Annotated in this window: 13 protein-coding genes and 1 pseudogene; 6 read left to right on the plus strand and 8 right to left on the minus strand. The window is 71.4% G+C overall.

What is annotated here, in order from left to right:
* Positions 1-38: 38 nt before the first annotated feature.
* From Q8S40_RS09255 to Q8S40_RS09280, 6 genes are all read right to left on the minus strand, one after another.
* Positions 39-779 (minus strand): hypothetical protein, encoded by a 741-nt coding sequence (locus Q8S40_RS09255; protein ID WP_305670153.1) that lies wholly within the window; start codon positions 777-779, stop codon positions 39-41.
* Positions 776-1,924 (minus strand): NAD(P)/FAD-dependent oxidoreductase, encoded by a 1,149-nt coding sequence (locus Q8S40_RS09260; RefSeq protein ID WP_304809857.1) that lies wholly within the window; start codon positions 1,922-1,924, stop codon positions 776-778. The genes Q8S40_RS09255 and Q8S40_RS09260 overlap by 4 nt, the downstream gene beginning before the upstream one ends.
* The gene (locus Q8S40_RS09265; protein ID WP_305670154.1) at positions 1,914-3,176 is read right to left on the minus strand and encodes an MmgE/PrpD family protein; all 1,263 of its coding nucleotides are present in this window, start codon (positions 3,174-3,176) and stop codon (positions 1,914-1,916) included. The genes Q8S40_RS09260 and Q8S40_RS09265 overlap by 11 nt, the downstream gene beginning before the upstream one ends.
* Positions 3,173-4,153: a tripartite tricarboxylate transporter substrate binding protein gene (locus Q8S40_RS09270; RefSeq protein WP_305670155.1), complete on the minus strand. Its 981-nt coding sequence runs from the start codon at positions 4,151-4,153 to the stop codon at positions 3,173-3,175. Before Q8S40_RS09270 ends, Q8S40_RS09265 begins: the two co-directional genes overlap by 4 nt.
* A gap of 88 nt (positions 4,154-4,241) precedes the next feature.
* Positions 4,242-5,048, minus strand: a complete 807-nt coding sequence (locus tag Q8S40_RS09275) for an enoyl-CoA hydratase (RefSeq protein WP_305670156.1) — start codon at positions 5,046-5,048, stop codon at positions 4,242-4,244.
* 13 nt (positions 5,049-5,061) lie between these two features.
* A complete protein-coding gene (locus Q8S40_RS09280) occupies positions 5,062-6,267 on the minus strand; it encodes a CaiB/BaiF CoA-transferase family protein (RefSeq protein WP_305670157.1) in 1,206 nt (401 codons plus the stop codon).
* A 143-nt stretch (positions 6,268-6,410) separates the two neighbouring features.
* Between Q8S40_RS09280 and Q8S40_RS09285 the strand changes: the two genes are divergently transcribed.
* The 3 genes from Q8S40_RS09285 (at position 6,411) to Q8S40_RS09295 (ending at position 10,445) form a co-directional block, all read left to right on the plus strand.
* Positions 6,411-7,109, plus strand: coding sequence for an FCD domain-containing protein (locus Q8S40_RS09285; RefSeq protein WP_305670158.1), 699 nt, complete (start codon positions 6,411-6,413; stop codon positions 7,107-7,109).
* Positions 7,110-7,291: 182 nt separating this feature from the next.
* Complete coding sequence (locus tag Q8S40_RS09290; RefSeq protein ID WP_304809868.1) at positions 7,292-8,314, plus strand: TAXI family TRAP transporter solute-binding subunit; 1,023 nt, start codon at positions 7,292-7,294, stop codon at positions 8,312-8,314.
* Positions 8,315-8,411: 97 nt separating this feature from the next.
* Positions 8,412-10,445: a TRAP transporter permease gene (locus tag Q8S40_RS09295; RefSeq protein WP_304809871.1), complete on the plus strand. Its 2,034-nt coding sequence runs from the start codon at positions 8,412-8,414 to the stop codon at positions 10,443-10,445.
* A gap of 22 nt (positions 10,446-10,467) precedes the next feature.
* Here the strand turns inward: Q8S40_RS09295 and Q8S40_RS09300 are convergent, their stop codons facing one another.
* A complete protein-coding gene (locus Q8S40_RS09300) occupies positions 10,468-11,190 on the minus strand; it encodes an SDR family oxidoreductase (RefSeq protein ID WP_305670159.1) in 723 nt (240 codons plus the stop codon).
* The gene (locus Q8S40_RS09305; RefSeq protein WP_305670160.1) at positions 11,187-11,996 is read right to left on the minus strand and encodes an alpha/beta hydrolase; all 810 of its coding nucleotides are present in this window, start codon (positions 11,994-11,996) and stop codon (positions 11,187-11,189) included. The genes Q8S40_RS09300 and Q8S40_RS09305 overlap by 4 nt, the downstream gene beginning before the upstream one ends.
* Positions 11,997-12,095: 99 nt before the next feature.
* Here Q8S40_RS09305 and Q8S40_RS09310 point away from each other — a divergent pair, with 99 nt between their 5' ends.
* The 3 genes and pseudogenes from Q8S40_RS09310 to Q8S40_RS09320 all read left to right on the plus strand — a co-directional run.
* On the plus strand, positions 12,096-12,656 hold the full coding sequence (locus Q8S40_RS09310) for a TetR/AcrR family transcriptional regulator (protein ID WP_304809876.1): 561 nt from the start codon (positions 12,096-12,098) through the stop codon (positions 12,654-12,656).
* A complete protein-coding gene (locus Q8S40_RS09315) occupies positions 12,653-13,690 on the plus strand; it encodes an HlyD family efflux transporter periplasmic adaptor subunit (protein ID WP_305670161.1) in 1,038 nt (345 codons plus the stop codon). Before Q8S40_RS09310 ends, Q8S40_RS09315 begins: the two co-directional genes overlap by 4 nt.
* A pseudogene (locus Q8S40_RS09320) lies at positions 13,687-13,884 on the plus strand (hypothetical protein); the annotation flags it as partial. The gene Q8S40_RS09315 and the pseudogene Q8S40_RS09320, both read left to right, overlap by 4 nt.

The raw sequence follows: 13,884 nt of genomic DNA on the forward strand, positions 1-13,884 counted from the left end.
CGAGATCGCCGAAAAGTCTGAATCGCGCGATCCGCCGGCTAAAGCGCCCGGGCCAGTTCCGGGCAGCAGGCCGCCAGTGTTGGGCTGGCGGCAAGGCCGAGGCGCCGCGACACCGCGAAGGCGCAGGCCAGGTTGGAGGACAGCATCGGCACGCCGATGCGCCCCTGCATCCATTGCATGGCATCTAGCGTCGGCATTCCGGTGCCGGACAGCAGCACGGCGCAATCCGCCGGCGGCGCCAGCCGCGCCAGGCCATCGGCCACTTCCTCGGGCGACATCTCATAGGCGCGAAAGGTCTCGGACAGCTTGAAGCTGTCCACCAGCGTCAGGCCGGCGGCGCGCCAGTAGCGTTCCGCGCGCTCCGTCAGCCAGCCGGGATAGGGCGAGACCAGCAGCAGCTTCGGCCGGGCCAGGACCTCCAGGGACAGGGCGATGGCGCGGGCTGCCAGCAGCACCGGGCGCCCGGCGGTTTCGGACAGCCGGTCCTGCAAGGCGGCATCCTCGGCCGGCGGCGCGGCGTAGCTCGGCCCGGTCAGGCCCACCACCACCGCATCCAGCGCCAGCGTCCCGAAATCCCCGAGCGAGGCGGCCATGGCGGCCGGGTAGGCGGCGTTGCGCTGTTCCAGCGTGGTGCCGGGCATCACCGGCAGGCGGGTGACATGCAGCGCGGCACCGGGCACCAGCAGGTCATGCATCTCCGGCTCCACCGCCGGATTGGCCGAGGGCGCCAGCAGGCCGATGCGATGCGTCGGCACATGGCGGGGTGTGGGCCAGCTCATTGGGGCATTCCGATCCGGGCCAGGTCCAGCATCGAGGCCTGCCGCGCCCAGATGCGCTGCCCATCCGGTGAAAGGGCCGCCATCCGCGCCACCTCCTCGGCCGGGTTGGACGCCACGCGGCTATCGGTCCGCGGCAGCAGCGCGTCGCGCACCACGGCCAGGCGGGCATCCGCCCATTCCTGCAACAGCCGGTCCGGCTCCCCACCCAGCACCAGGTCGAGCGTCGCAGCCAGCGTCATCGCGTCATGGATACCGGCATTCATGTTCATGCCACCGCGCGTGTTGGTCAGATGCGCGGCATCGCCCGCCAGCAGCACCCGGCCGGCGCGGTAGGCGGTGGCCATGGCACGCTTCACGCCATAGACGTCGCGGCCCGAAATCTCCAACTCCGCCGCCGCCGGCAGGAAGCGAGCGATACGGGCGCGGGCATGGGCTTCCGCCATCGCATCCCTGTCCGACATCTCCGGCGCGATCCGGAAGATCAGGCGCCAGTTCTCCGGCATCCGCAGCAGGGAACAGGACCCGGTCTCGTCGAACAGGTAGCCAAGCCCATCCAGCCCCGGCAGTACCTCGCGCAGATCGAGCGGCGTCAGCAGCCGCAGCACGCGATGGGCGTAGTCATTCGTCTCCGCCCCGATCCCCGCCAGGTCGCGCACCGCGCCGGAGGCGCCGTCGCAGCCCACGGCGTAGCGCGCGCGATGCGTGCTGCCATCGGTGGCGCGCAGCGTCACGCCGCCCGCATCCTGCGTCAGCGCCGTCACCCCGGCGCCGAAGCGGACGCTGCCGGTGGGCAGGGCGGCCAGCAGGGCGGGCGTCAGGTCCTGTTGCTCGCGATGCCAGCGGAAGGGAAAGCCCGTCTCGGCGCCCAGGATACCCAGGTCGAGTGCGGCCTGCGCCCCGGTATCCACCCGCTGCCACAGGATGCGGTCCACCCGCACGCCGCCCGGCAGCAGCGGCGCCAGCACGCCCAATTCTTCCAGCGCATCCAGCGTCGGCGGGTGGAAGGTGGAGGCGCGGGAGGCGGCGGACAGGCCCTCCCGCTTCTCCAGCACCCGCACCGCCACGCCGCGCTCGGTCAGGGCGAGTGCCAGGGCCAGCCCGACGGGGCCGGCACCGGCGATCAGCACCTCGGTTTCACCGTACATCGAACAGACCCTCCGCCGGGGCATCGGCCAGCAGCGCGGCGATGGCGCGGGCGGTGCCGGCCTCACCCAGCGCGGGGGTGGCGAAGCGGGTGAATTTGGCGATCGTCTCAGCCTCGGTCATGGGGTGGCCGGGGTCGCCGGTGATGTGATGGACGGTCTCGGACTGGCCATCGACGGTGACGGTGGCGCCGCGGGTGCCGGATTCGGTCATTGCCGCATCCTCCCGCAATTCCACCATCGCCTCCAGCGCGCGCAGCGTGGGGTCGGCCAGCGCGGCCTCGGTATAGGCGGCCGGGCCGAGATCGCCCTGTGTGAGCGCCGCGGCAACCGCCCAGCTCAGGCTGAACTGCGCGGAAATGGCAGCAATCGGCGCGCGGTTGCCGGCATAGCGCAGCGCCTCGGCATAGGTTGCGACCGTGATGCGGCGCGGCGGGCCGGTGAGGCGCGGGCGCAGCGCGATCGCGGCGGCGGCGGCGTAATGCGCGTGGCGGACCCCGGCGAAGGGTTTTTGATATGCTTCCTCCAGCAGCCAAATTCCGGGCGGGGCCATCACAGCCGGCGCGTCGTGGCCGAGCGCGATGCGACGGGCTTCGGCGAAACCTTGCTCCGGCGCGTCCATCCCGGCCATCGCGGCCGCGGCGGCCATCTGGCCGAGCAGCGCGGCATGGGCCGGGTAGCTGTTGCGCCCATCCATCCCGGCGGCGATCGGCGCGTACATCGCAAAGGGAATCTGGCAGGCGGCAAGCCGCACCGCGCGCGCCACCCCCGCCGCATCCAGCCCGATCAGCCGCGCCGCGGCGGCGGCAGCGCCCAGGCTGTGCCAGGATCCGTCCACATGCATCCCGGGCTTGATCCGCCAGGCTTCCCCGGCACGGGCCGCGACCTCATAGCCGAGCGCGAAGGCGGCCAGCGCCAGGGCCGGGTCGGCGCCCTGCGCGCGTGCCACCAAGGCGAGCGGCGCGACGGGCAGGGCGGGGCGGCCATGCGCGCGGGCCAGACCCTCATTCGCCTCATCCCAGCAGGTGGCGGCGGACAGCACCGCTGCCGCTGCCGCGGGGGCCAGCCGCGCGCCGCCCAGCGCCACGCCGCCCGGAAAACCCGCCTGCATGGCCTGGGCGAAGGCAGCGACGCGCGGATGGCGCAGACCGGCCAGGGCGCAGCCGAGGCTGTCCAGCAGCAGCAGCCGCGCCTTCGCCGCCGCCGCGCCGCGCGGCCCGTCAAAGGCGGCCGGGATGGTCTCGAACAGGCTCAATCCGCGCGCGCGCCGGACCGTGCCACCGCGTCGCGCCACACTCGGCGTTCGCGCGCCATCAGCGGCGCCAGGGCTTCGCGGCCCTGCGGCATGGCATCCGCCTGGCGCTGTTCCAGCAGCGCCGCCCATTCCGGGCTGTCCAGCACCTGGCGGAATCCGGCCTCCAGCGCCGCCAGCACCGGCGCCTCCAGCTTCGACTGCGCAAAGATGCCGTACCAGGGGCTGGCATCGAAGCCTTCCAGCGTCTCCGCCACCGCCGGCACATCCGGCATGGCGCGGAAGCGGCGGGCGGAGGTAACCGCGATGGCGCGCAGTGCCCCGCCCGGCCCGACCTGCGGGGCGGAGGTGGCGAGGCCGTCGAAGGCCACGGGGATGGTGCCGGCCACCATATCCGTCAGCAGCGGGGCGCTGCCGCGATAGGGCACATGCGTCATTTCCAGCCCCGCCGAGGCGCGCAGCAACTCCATCGACAGATGGGTGAAGGAGCCAACGCCGTTCGAGCCATAGGGCATGCCGCCCGGCGTCGCCTTCGCCTTGGCGATCAGCTCCGCCAGGGTGGTGACATCCGGCAGCGCCCGGGGCGAGACCACCAGCAGGTTGGGCTGCTGTGCCAGCATGGCGATGGCGGTGAAATCCTCGTCCGGGTCGTAGGACAGGCGGGCGAACATCGCCTTGTTGATGGCGATGATGCCCTGGGTCGCGACCAGCAGCGCATGGCCATCCGGCGCGGCACGCGCCACGGCTTCCGCCGCCAGGTTGCCCCCGGCGCCGGCCCGGTTTTCCACCACCATGGGCTGGCCGAAGACCGGGGTGAGGCGGTCCGCCACGGCGCGGGCCAGGATGTCCGTCAGCCCGCCCGGCGCAAACGGCACCACCAGGCGGATCGGCCGGCTCGGACGCCAGGCGCCTTGGGCACGGGCGACGAAGGGCGTGCCGAGGATGCTGCCGAGGATCAGGCGACGGGTGGTGCGGGGCATTGGCGGGTCTCCGTAACGCAACCCGTCACATGCACCGGACCTTGCCGCCCGTCCAGCTTGTCGGCGTCCCCTGGTCAGCGTCCCTTGATCAGCGACCCTTGAATTGGGGCGGCCGCTTTTCCATGAAGGCGCGGCGGCCTTCCACGTAATCCTCGCTGGCGAAGCAGGCCTTGACCATCGCGTCGCACTTCGCCTCGTCGGCCTCGCCCCGATCCTTCAGCGCCTGGCCGATGATGTACTTCGCGCTGCCCACCGTCAGCGGCGCATTGCCGGCGATGGTCTTGGCGTAGTCCGTCACGAAGGCCTCGAGCTGATCGTTCGGCACCACGCGGTTCACCAGACCCATGATGCGGGCATCCTCGGAGGACCACTTCTTCGCGGTGAAGAAGATTTCCTTGGCGAAGGACGGGCCGACCAGATCCACCAGCTTGCGCAGGCCATGCAGCGGGTAGCCGAGGCCGAGCTTGGCCGCCGGCACGCCGAAGCTGGCGCTCTCGCCGCAGATCCGCATGTCGCAGCACACGGCCAGCGCCGTGCCGCCGCCGATGCAATGGCCCTGGATCATGGCGATGGTGGGCTTCGGGCAGTCATAGACCGCGTCATAGGCCCGCGCCGTCTGCGCCTGGTAGGCAGCCACCGCGGCCTCCCCGCTGCGCTCGGATTCGAACTTCGAGATATCGGCGCCGGAGACGAAGGCGCGGCCACCGGCCCCGGTCAGCACCACCACGCGCACCGCGGGATCGGCCGTGTAGTCGGCCATGATCCGCTCCAGCGCTTCCCACATCTCCATCGAGACGGCGTTGTGCCGTTCCGGGTTGTTGAAGGTCACCCAGCCGATGCCGTCCGCCTTGCGGGCCAGCATCTTTTCCGAACCCGTCACGATCATGCCGTCCATCTGCTCGACTCCTTCAAACCACGTGGCGGGCGCGGAGGTCGGCGATGGTCGCCGCATCCAGGCCGAGGCCGGCCAGCACTTCATCCGTGTGCTCGCCGATCGCCGGCGGATGCGTCACGATGTTGGACGGGGTGCGGGACATGTCGATCGGCTGGCCGACATAGGCGACCTCGCCGCGATTGCCGCCATTCAGCGTCTTGGCGATGCCGAGATGCTGCACCTGCGGGTCCGCGAAGACCTCATCCACCTTGTAGATCGGGCCGCAGGGCACGCCCTGTTCGTTCAGCGCCTCGACCCAGTAGGCGGAGGTGTTGGTGACGGTGACGGCCTCGATACCCTCATTCAGCACGTCCCGGTTCTTGCTGCGGGCGTCGCCGCTGACGAAGCGCGCGTCCTTCACCCATTCCGGCTTGCCGAAGGCCTGGCAGCAACGCTCCCAGATCCGCTGGCCGGTGGCGGCGATGTTGATGTAGCCGTCGCTGGTCTTGAAGACGCCGGTGGGGATGCTGGTCGGGTGGTTGTTGCCCGCCTGCTTCGGCACCTCGCCCTGCATCAGCCAGCGGCTGGCCTGGAAATCCAGCATGAAGATCTGCGCCTGCAGCAGGCTGGTCTGCACCCACTGGCCCTTGCCCGAAACCTCCCGCTCCAGCAGCGCGATCATGATGCCCTGGGCGGCGAACAGACCGGCGCAAAGATCGGCGATCGGGATGCCGACGCGCACCGGGCCCTGGCCCGGCAGGCCGGTGATGGACATCAGCCCGCCCATGCCCTGCGCGATCTGGTCGAAGCCCGGGCGGCCGGCATAGGGGCCGTCCTGGCCGAAACCGGAGATCGAGGCATAGATCAGCTTCGGGTTCACCGCCGAGAGCGCCTCATAATCGATGCCGAGCCGCGTCTTCACATCGGGGCGGAAATTCTCCACCACCACATCGGCCTTCTCGACCAGCTTCTTCAGCAGGGCGACGCCGTCCTTGTCCTTCAGGTTCAGCGTGATGCCGCGCTTGTTGCGGTGCAGGTTCTGAAAGTCGGAGCCCATGCGCGGGCCGCCCATCGGGTCGCCCTGGTCGAGGCCTTCCGGCATCTCGATCTTGATGACATTGGCGCCCCAATCGGCCAGCTGCCGCACGCAGGTGGGGCCGGAGCGCACACGGGTCAGGTCGAGGACGGTGAAGCGGGACAGTGCGGTGGACGCCTGCGGCGTCCCTTCGGTCTGGGCCATGGCGTTTCTCCTTCGGGTAGGCGATGTCTAGCACTGGCCTCGGCTGCGGCAAACTGTTGACAGCCTGCACTTGACGAAGCCAGTTTTCGAGGATGGAGGAAGACCCGATTCAGCCCGAATCTCCGCCCACGGCGCTCGACATCGTGCGAACCCGCTCGCTCGCCTCCCTGGTCTCGCAGGAGCTGGAGGCGATGATCCTCTCAGGCGCCTTGCCCGCCGGGGAAAGGCTGAATGAACAGCAGCTTGCGCTGCGCCTCGGGGTTTCCCGCGGGCCGGTGCGGGAAGCGGTGCGCGGGCTGGAACGCTCGGGCCTGGTGGTCTCCGTCCGCAACCAGGGCAGCTATGTCCGCAGCGTCAGCGCGACGGAGGCGCTGGAGATCTATGACCTGCGCGCGGCGCTGACCGGCCTGGCCTGCGCCCGCCTGGCCGGCACGGCGACCCCGGCGCAGCTGGCGGAGCTGGGCGCCCTGGTGCAGCGGATGGAGGCGGCCTGGGCCGCGGATGCCGCCACGGAGTATTATGCCGCCAACCTCGACTTCCACGCCGCCCTGCTGCAGGGCGGCGGCCCACGCGGCCAGCGGCTGTATGAGGACCTCGGCAACGAACTGCACCTGTTCCGACGCCGCGCGCTGGTGGAGCCGCAAAACATGCGGGAGAGCAACGCCGAACACGCCGCCATCCTGGCCGCCATCGCCGCGGGCGATGCGCTGGCCGCCCGGGCGGCGGGGGAGGCGCATATCGCCGGCGGCAAGCGCCGCTTCCAGTCCACCGATGCCAGCCGGCCCGCCGCGCTGGCGCAGAATGCGGCCAGCCCGCGTCGCCGCACGCGGCGCTCGGCTTAGGCGCCGCACGCGGCGGTCGGCCCCCGGCTCCCGCACGCGGCGCTGGGCCCCCGGCTTCCGCATGCGGCGCCTGGGCTGAGAGGGCCGGCGGCACGTTGCCGCCTCGTTCCAGGGGTGTTGTCGCAACCCCCGATCCCCGCCTAGGGTGCCGTCGCTGGCAGACTTCAACGAGGCAGAAAAAAATGAACGAATTCACCCTGACGCGACGCGGCCTCGGCCTCGCCGCCGCCGCCGGTGCGCTGGCGCCCAGCCTGGCGTCCGCCCAGGCGCCGCAATTCTTCCGCATTGGCACCGGTTCGGCCGGCGGCACCTATTATCCGATCGGCGGCATCATCGCGAACGCGATCTCCTGCCCCCCCGGCGCGCCCTGCAACGCGGCCGGCGCCACGGATGGCGTGCCCGGCATGGTGGCGGTCGCCGTCGCCACCCAGGGCAGCGTGCAGAACGTCAACCTGATCCAGTCCGGCAATGCCGAGGCCGGTTTCACCCAGTCCGACGTGGCGCATTGGTCCTTCACCGGCACCGGCCTGTTCGAGGGCCGTCCGAAGGTGGACCGCCTGCGCTTCGTGGCGCACCTGTTCCCGGAACACATCCACGCAGTGGTGCGCCGCGACAGCGCCATCCGTGGCTTCTCCGACCTCGCCGGCAAGCGCATCGCCATCGGCCTGCAGGCCAGCGGCGCGCGCATCGGCGCGGAGATGATCCTGGAGGCCAATGGCCTGCGTGCCGGCCGCGAATACACCGCGGAATTCCTGAACCAGGCGCAGGGGACGGAGCGGATGCAGGATCGTGGCCTGGACGCGACCTTCACCGTGGTCGGCTACCCCGCCGCCGCCTTCACCGAGTTCTGCAGCCGCGCCGGCTGCCGCATCCTGCCGATCACCGGTGCGGAAGCGCAGAAGGTGATCGAGCGCGCGCCCTTCTACGGCACCGGCACCATCCCGCGGACGGCCTATGAGGGTCTGGAAGCCGATATCCCGACCCTGACGGTCGGCGCCGTGCTGGCGGTGCGGGATACGGTGCCGGAGGAGACGGTCTATGCCATCACCCGCGCGCTGTGGTCGGACACCACCCGTGGCCTGCTGGACCGTGGCCACGCCAAGGGCCGCGAGATCGTCAAGGAAGGCGCGCTGACCGGCCGCGGCGTGGTGCCGTTCCACCCGGGCGCCGAGCGCTACTACCGCGAGCACAACATCCTGCGCTGATCCGCGCTGCTTGAGCCCACCCCGCCCGGCCCACGCGAAAGCGTCGGGCCGGGCGCTGCGTTTTGACTGATTTTCCGGTAGCCCGAGGCCCCGACACATGAGCGGTCATCACCCCGCGCCCAACAAACTCGACCTGGAGGCCGCGGCGCGGCTGGAGAAGGAGGCGGATACCGAACTGCGCTTCCGCGACCTGAAGGGCTTCACAGCCGGCCTGGTCTCCGTCTCGCTCGTCGCCCTTTCGGTGTTCCACTACTACACGGCGGGCTTCGGCATCCTGACCGAGCATTGGCACAAGGCGATCCACCTGGCCGCCGTGCTCAGCCTGATCTTCCTTCTGTTTCCCGGCGGGTTGCTATCCGTTGGTCCGCGCATCGGCGGCGTGCCGGTGCTGGACTGGATCTTCGCGACCGCAATCATCGCGGCCACCGTCTACCTGCCGCTCATCTTCGACGATTTGACCTTCCGCATCGGCAATCCATCGCAGACCGATGTGCTGATGGGCACCATCATGGTGGTACTGGTGCTGGAGGCGACCCGACGAGCCATGGGGCCGATCCTGCCCATCATCGTCTGCGTCTTCATCGCCTATGCGCTGTGGGGCAATCATCTGTCCGGCGTGCTGGCGCATCCCGGCTCCGACTGGTCCGGCTTCGTCAACCATGTGTACCTGACCGGCGAGGGCATCTTCGGCATCCCCGCCAAGGTGGTCGCCACCTTCGTCTTCCACTTCGTGCTGTTTGGCGTGATCGCCACGCGGATGGGCCTCGGCCAGTTCTTCATCGACCTCGCCAGCGTGGTGGCCGGGCGCTATCCGGGCGGGCCGGCCAAGGTGGCGGTGCTGGCGTCTGCCATGTTCGGCTCGATCAGCGGCTCCTCCATCGCCAACACCGTCACCACCGGGTCGCTGACCATCCCGGCGATGAAGAAAATCGGCTACAAACCGCATTTCGCGGGCGCGGTGGAAGCCGCGGCCAGCGCCGGCGGGCAGATCACCCCGCCGATCATGGGCGCCGCGGCCTTCGTGATGATCGAGTTCCTGGAAATCCCGCTGACCACGCTGCTGATCGCGGCCGCGGTGCCGGCGGCGATGCATTTCTGGGGCGTCTTCGTGCAGGTGCATTTCGAGGCCAAGCGCCTGGGCCTGCGCGGCATGACGGAGGAGGAGATCCCGAAGCTGTGGCCGACGGTGCGCGATGGCTGGCCGACCGTGATCCCGCTGGTGGCCCTCGTCTGGGTCATCGTCGATGGCTACACGCCCTATCTGGCCGCCTTCGTCGGCATCACGCTGTGCGTCGTGGTGGGCTTCCTCAACCCGCGCAACCGGCTGACACTGCGCGACCTGTGGGACGCGCTGGACATGGGCGCGCGCTATGCGCTGGCGGTCGGTGCCGCGGCGGCGGCGGTCGGCATGGTGGTGGGCGTGGTGACGCTGACCGGTGCGGGCTTCCGCGTCGGCTTCATCGTGACGCAGGCGGCCGCCAGCACGGCGCAGTGGTTCGTGCCGCTGCTCGACATCCTGCCGGAAGGCTTCGGCAGCCTGGCGGGGCTGACGCTGTTCCTGACGCTGCTCTTCGTGGCGCTGATCTGCATCGTCATGGGCGCCGGCATCCCGACCACGGCGCTGTACATCGTGCTGGCGGCGATCGCGGCGCCGGCCGTGATCCAGCTCGGCGTGCCGCCTTTGGCGGCGCATCTGTTCATCCTGTACTACGGCATCCTCGCGGACCTGACGCCACCGGTCTGTGTGGCGGCCTATGCGGCGGCGGGCATTGCGGGGTCGAACCCGTTCCGCACCGGGCTGACGGCGTTCCGGCTGGGCGCGGCGAAGGCGACGGTGCCCTTCGTCTTCGCCTATGCGCCGGTGATGCTGATCATGGTGGATGACTTCACCCTGAGCAGCTTCCTGTTCGTCACCTTCACCTGCGCGCTGGGCGTGCTGGTGCTGGGCATCGGGCTGACCGGCTATGCCTTCACCCATATGGGCATCGGCTCGCAGATCGGGCTGGTGATGGCGGCGCTGATGACGATCACGCCGAACGGGCCGCTGACCATGGTGGGCGTGGCCATCGCCGTGCCGATCTTCGCCTGGAACTTCCTGCGCAGCCGGCGGGAGAGGGCGGCGCTGGCCTGAGCTCGGGGCTCGGCGCCGGCTATCAGACCGGCGCCAGCCCCACCGTCAGCCCGCCGCACACATACAGCACCTGGCCGGTGACGAAGCCGCTGCGGCCATCCAGGAAGAACTGCACGCCATTGGCCACATCCTCCGGCGTGCCGAGGCGCTTCACCGGCACACCCTCGATGATCGCGCGGGTGCGCGGGCTGTTATCCGGGTTGGCGCGCTTGAACAGCTCGGTGGCGATCGGCCCCGGCCCGATGGCGTTCACCGTGATGCCGTCGGCCGCCAGCTCCAGCGCCCAGGTCCGCGCCAGCCCGATCAGCCCGGCCTTGGACGCGCCATAGGCGGTCCGCAATTCCTTCCCGAGCGCGGCGCGGGAGGCGATGTTGACGATGCGGCCGAACCCCGCCGCGCGCATCGCCGGCAGCAGCGCCTGCGCCGAAAGCACGGCGCTGCGCAGGTTCACCTCCATCACCGTCGCCAGATCCTCGACCGAGGTCTCGGCCAGGGAGGCCGGCTTCACCACGCCCACATTGTTCACCAGCCGCGTCGGCGCATGGCGTTCGGCCACCTGCGCCAGCACCGCCCGCGTGGCGGCAAGGTCCGCGAAGTCGCAGGTGAAGAAATCCTCCACCGGCAGCGGCGCCTCGGGCGGGCGCAGATCGAGGTTGACCACCCGCCAGCCGGCCTCCGCCGCGCGCTGCGCGATGGCGCGGCCGATGCCGCCCGAGCCGCCGGTGACCAGTACCGTTTCCGTCACGTGAAGCTTTCCTCCAGCCATGCTGCCAGGCGATCCGCCAGGCGTTCCCAACCCATGTCGAGCATCATCGCATGGCCCATGCCATCCAGCAGCGCGAAGGGGGCGGCATGCCAGGCGGCGGTGCGGACCACGGCATCCGGCGGCACCAGCGGGTCCCGCCTGCCGCCGAACACCACCGCCGGCTTGCCCAGGCTCCAGGCCGGCGGCACCGGCTGCGGCGCCTGCGCTTCCAGCAGGGCGACGCGGCTTTCGCCCCCCATGCGGGAGACGTGGTGCAGGGCGAGCGCCTCGGGCATCGCCGGTCCAAACAGCGCGCGGCGCAGCACCGCCGCTTCGCCTGCCGCCCCACCCGGCTCCGTCATTCGCGCCACGGCGCGCCACAAGGGCGGGTCGGCCATGGCGAGGCGCCAATTCGCCCAGGCCAGCCCCTCCGGCGGGGCCGGCGCCAGCAGGGCGAGGCCCGCCACCTCCGGCGCATCCAGCACGCGTTGCGCCACCAGCCCACCCAGCGAATGGCCCACCAGCACCACCCTGCGGTGCAGCGACTCGATGGCCGCGCGGGCATCCGCGGCGTAGTCCGCCAGCCCGGCGGGGGCGCCGTTGCGGGCGGCGGTGAAGCCCGGCGCGAACACCGCATGGCCGCAGGCGGCCAGCCGGCCGGCGAAGCCCTCCGACCAGACCCACGCCCCGCAGGCCGCGCCATGCAGCAGCACCAGGGCTGGCGCACCAGGGCGGGGCGCCGGCGGGTCCCAGGCGAGCATGGTGCCGCGGGCGAAGGTCAGCTCGGAGGGGTCGGGGGCGCGCATCGATGCCATGGTGACAAGGCGCGTTGCCGGCATCAACCCGGGAGCAACTTTACCGTCCGGCCGGTTGAAAAACCGTCCAGACGGTATAGCTGACTCGGCATGGTCGATTCCCACGCCGATTCCCGCACCCGTATCCTCGACGCCGCGGAGGCGATCGTGCAGGCGCGTGGGGTCCACGCCCTGACGCTGGAGGCGGCGGCGCGCGATGCCGGCATCTCCAAGGGCGGGCTGCTGTACCATTTCGCTTCGAAGGAAGCGCTGCTCAGCACCATGCTCGGACGGCTCGCCGCCGCGATCGAGGCGGATTTCGCCGCCGCCATCGCCGCCCAGCCGGAAGGCCGCGGCCGCACCGCCCGCGCCATGCTGGCCTGGGCCTTCAACGAGCCGGTCGCCGCCTGCGCGCAGCAGGACCGTGCCGCGGCGGTCTTCCTGGCCGCCTTCCACCACGACCCGGCGCTGCTGGACCCGGTGCGCGCCGTCTTCGCCACGATGCGTGCCGCCATCGCCAGGGATGGGCTGGCGCCTGGGGTCGGCCAGGCGATCATGTGCGCAACGGATGGGCTGTTCATGGTGCATGTCTTCGGTCTCTATGCGCTCAACCCGACGGAATTGGCCGATCTGCGCGTGGCGCTGGAGCGGCTGCTGGAGACCGCGCCATGACCCGCACGCGCCTCGTGACCGGCGCCCTGTTGCTGCTGGCGCTGGCCCTGGGCGGCTGGTGGATGCTGGGCAATGCCGCCACGCCGCAACCCGCGCCCCCGACACCCGCTGCCCCATCCTCCGCCGGCGTCGGCGCGCTCGGGCGGGTGGAGCCGGCCTCCCGCATCCTGCGTCTGGCGCCGGCTGGTGGGGTGGAGGGTGCGCGCATCGCGCGCCTGCTGGTGGCGGAAGGCGATGCCGTGGCCGCCGGCCAGGTGGTGGCCGAATTCCATGACGCCGCGCTGAAGGACGCCGCCCTGGCGCAGGCGGAGGCGCAACTGGCGCAGGCCGCCGCGCGCCTGGCCCGCACCCGCGCCGCCGGCCGCGCCAGCGAAGTGGCCGCCCAGCGCGCCCGCGTCGAGGCGCTGCGCAATGCCGAGGCCAGCGCGCGGCGGGAGGCGGAGCGGGCAGAGCGCCTGCAGCGCAGCGGCGCCGGCGCGGAAGCCACCGCGGAGCGCAACCGCTTCGCCGCCAACCAGGCCCGCGCCGAACGGGCGGAGGCGGAGGCGGCGCTGGACACCCTGCTCAGCCCGCGCCCCGAGGACCTGGCCCTGGCCCTGGCCGAATACACCGCCGCCGAAGCGGCCGTCGCCCGCGCCCGGGCGGAGGCCGGCATGGCCCGGCTGCGCGCACCGATCGCCGGCACCGTGCTGCGCGTGCTGACCCGGGCGGGGGAGGCGGTGGGCAATGACGGCGTGCTGGAGATGGCCGACCTGACCGCGATGGATGTCGTGGCGGAGGTGTTCGAGACCGACCTGCCGCGCCTGCGCCAGGGCGCGGCGGCCGAGGTGGTGGTGCCTGGCGAGCCGCGCCGCTTCACCGCCACGGTGCGCGAGATCGGCTGGCAGGTGCGCCGCACCACCCAGGCCGGCACCGACCCCGTCGCGGCCGTGGATGCGCGGACGGTGGAGGTGCGGCTGACCCTGGCACCCGATGGCGTGGCGGCGCTGGCGCGGCGGTCCAACATGCAGGTGCAGGTGGCGATCCGGCCATGAGTGCCAGCGCTTCCCTTGCGCCGCGGCGCGCGCCGGGCCTCGCATCCTCGGCGCTGCTCGCGGTGCGGCTCGCCTGGCGGCAGCTATGGTCGGAGAAGGCGCGGCTGGCCTCGGCCATCGCCGGCGTCATGTTCGCCTGCGTGCTGGTGTTCATGCAGCTCGGCTTCCGCGCGGCGCTGTTCGACAGTGCGACC

This window comes from Falsiroseomonas sp., assembly GCF_030695085.1.
Lineage (GTDB): Bacteria > Pseudomonadota > Alphaproteobacteria > Acetobacterales > Acetobacteraceae > Falsiroseomonas.

Coding starts and splice junctions, on each gene's coding strand:
- Q8S40_RS09255 (WP_305670153.1), bottom strand. CDS start 779: ATGAGCTGGCCCACACCCCGCCATGTGCCGACGCATCGCATCGGCCTG.
- Q8S40_RS09260 (WP_304809857.1), bottom strand. CDS start 1,924: ATGTACGGTGAAACCGAGGTGCTGATCGCCGGTGCCGGCCCCGTCGGG.
- Q8S40_RS09270 (WP_305670155.1), bottom strand. CDS start 4,153: ATGCCCCGCACCACCCGTCGCCTGATCCTCGGCAGCATCCTCGGCACG.
- Q8S40_RS09275 (WP_305670156.1), bottom strand. CDS start 5,048: ATGGACGGCATGATCGTGACGGGTTCGGAAAAGATGCTGGCCCGCAAG.
- Q8S40_RS09280 (WP_305670157.1), bottom strand. CDS start 6,267: ATGGCCCAGACCGAAGGGACGCCGCAGGCGTCCACCGCACTGTCCCGC.
- Q8S40_RS09290 (WP_304809868.1), top strand. CDS start 7,292: ATGAACGAATTCACCCTGACGCGACGCGGCCTCGGCCTCGCCGCCGCC.
- Q8S40_RS09295 (WP_304809871.1), top strand. CDS start 8,412: ATGAGCGGTCATCACCCCGCGCCCAACAAACTCGACCTGGAGGCCGCG.
- Q8S40_RS09305 (WP_305670160.1), bottom strand. CDS start 11,996: ATGCGCGCCCCCGACCCCTCCGAGCTGACCTTCGCCCGCGGCACCATG.
- Q8S40_RS09310 (WP_304809876.1), top strand. CDS start 12,096: ATGGTCGATTCCCACGCCGATTCCCGCACCCGTATCCTCGACGCCGCG.
- Q8S40_RS09315 (WP_305670161.1), top strand. CDS start 12,653: ATGACCCGCACGCGCCTCGTGACCGGCGCCCTGTTGCTGCTGGCGCTG.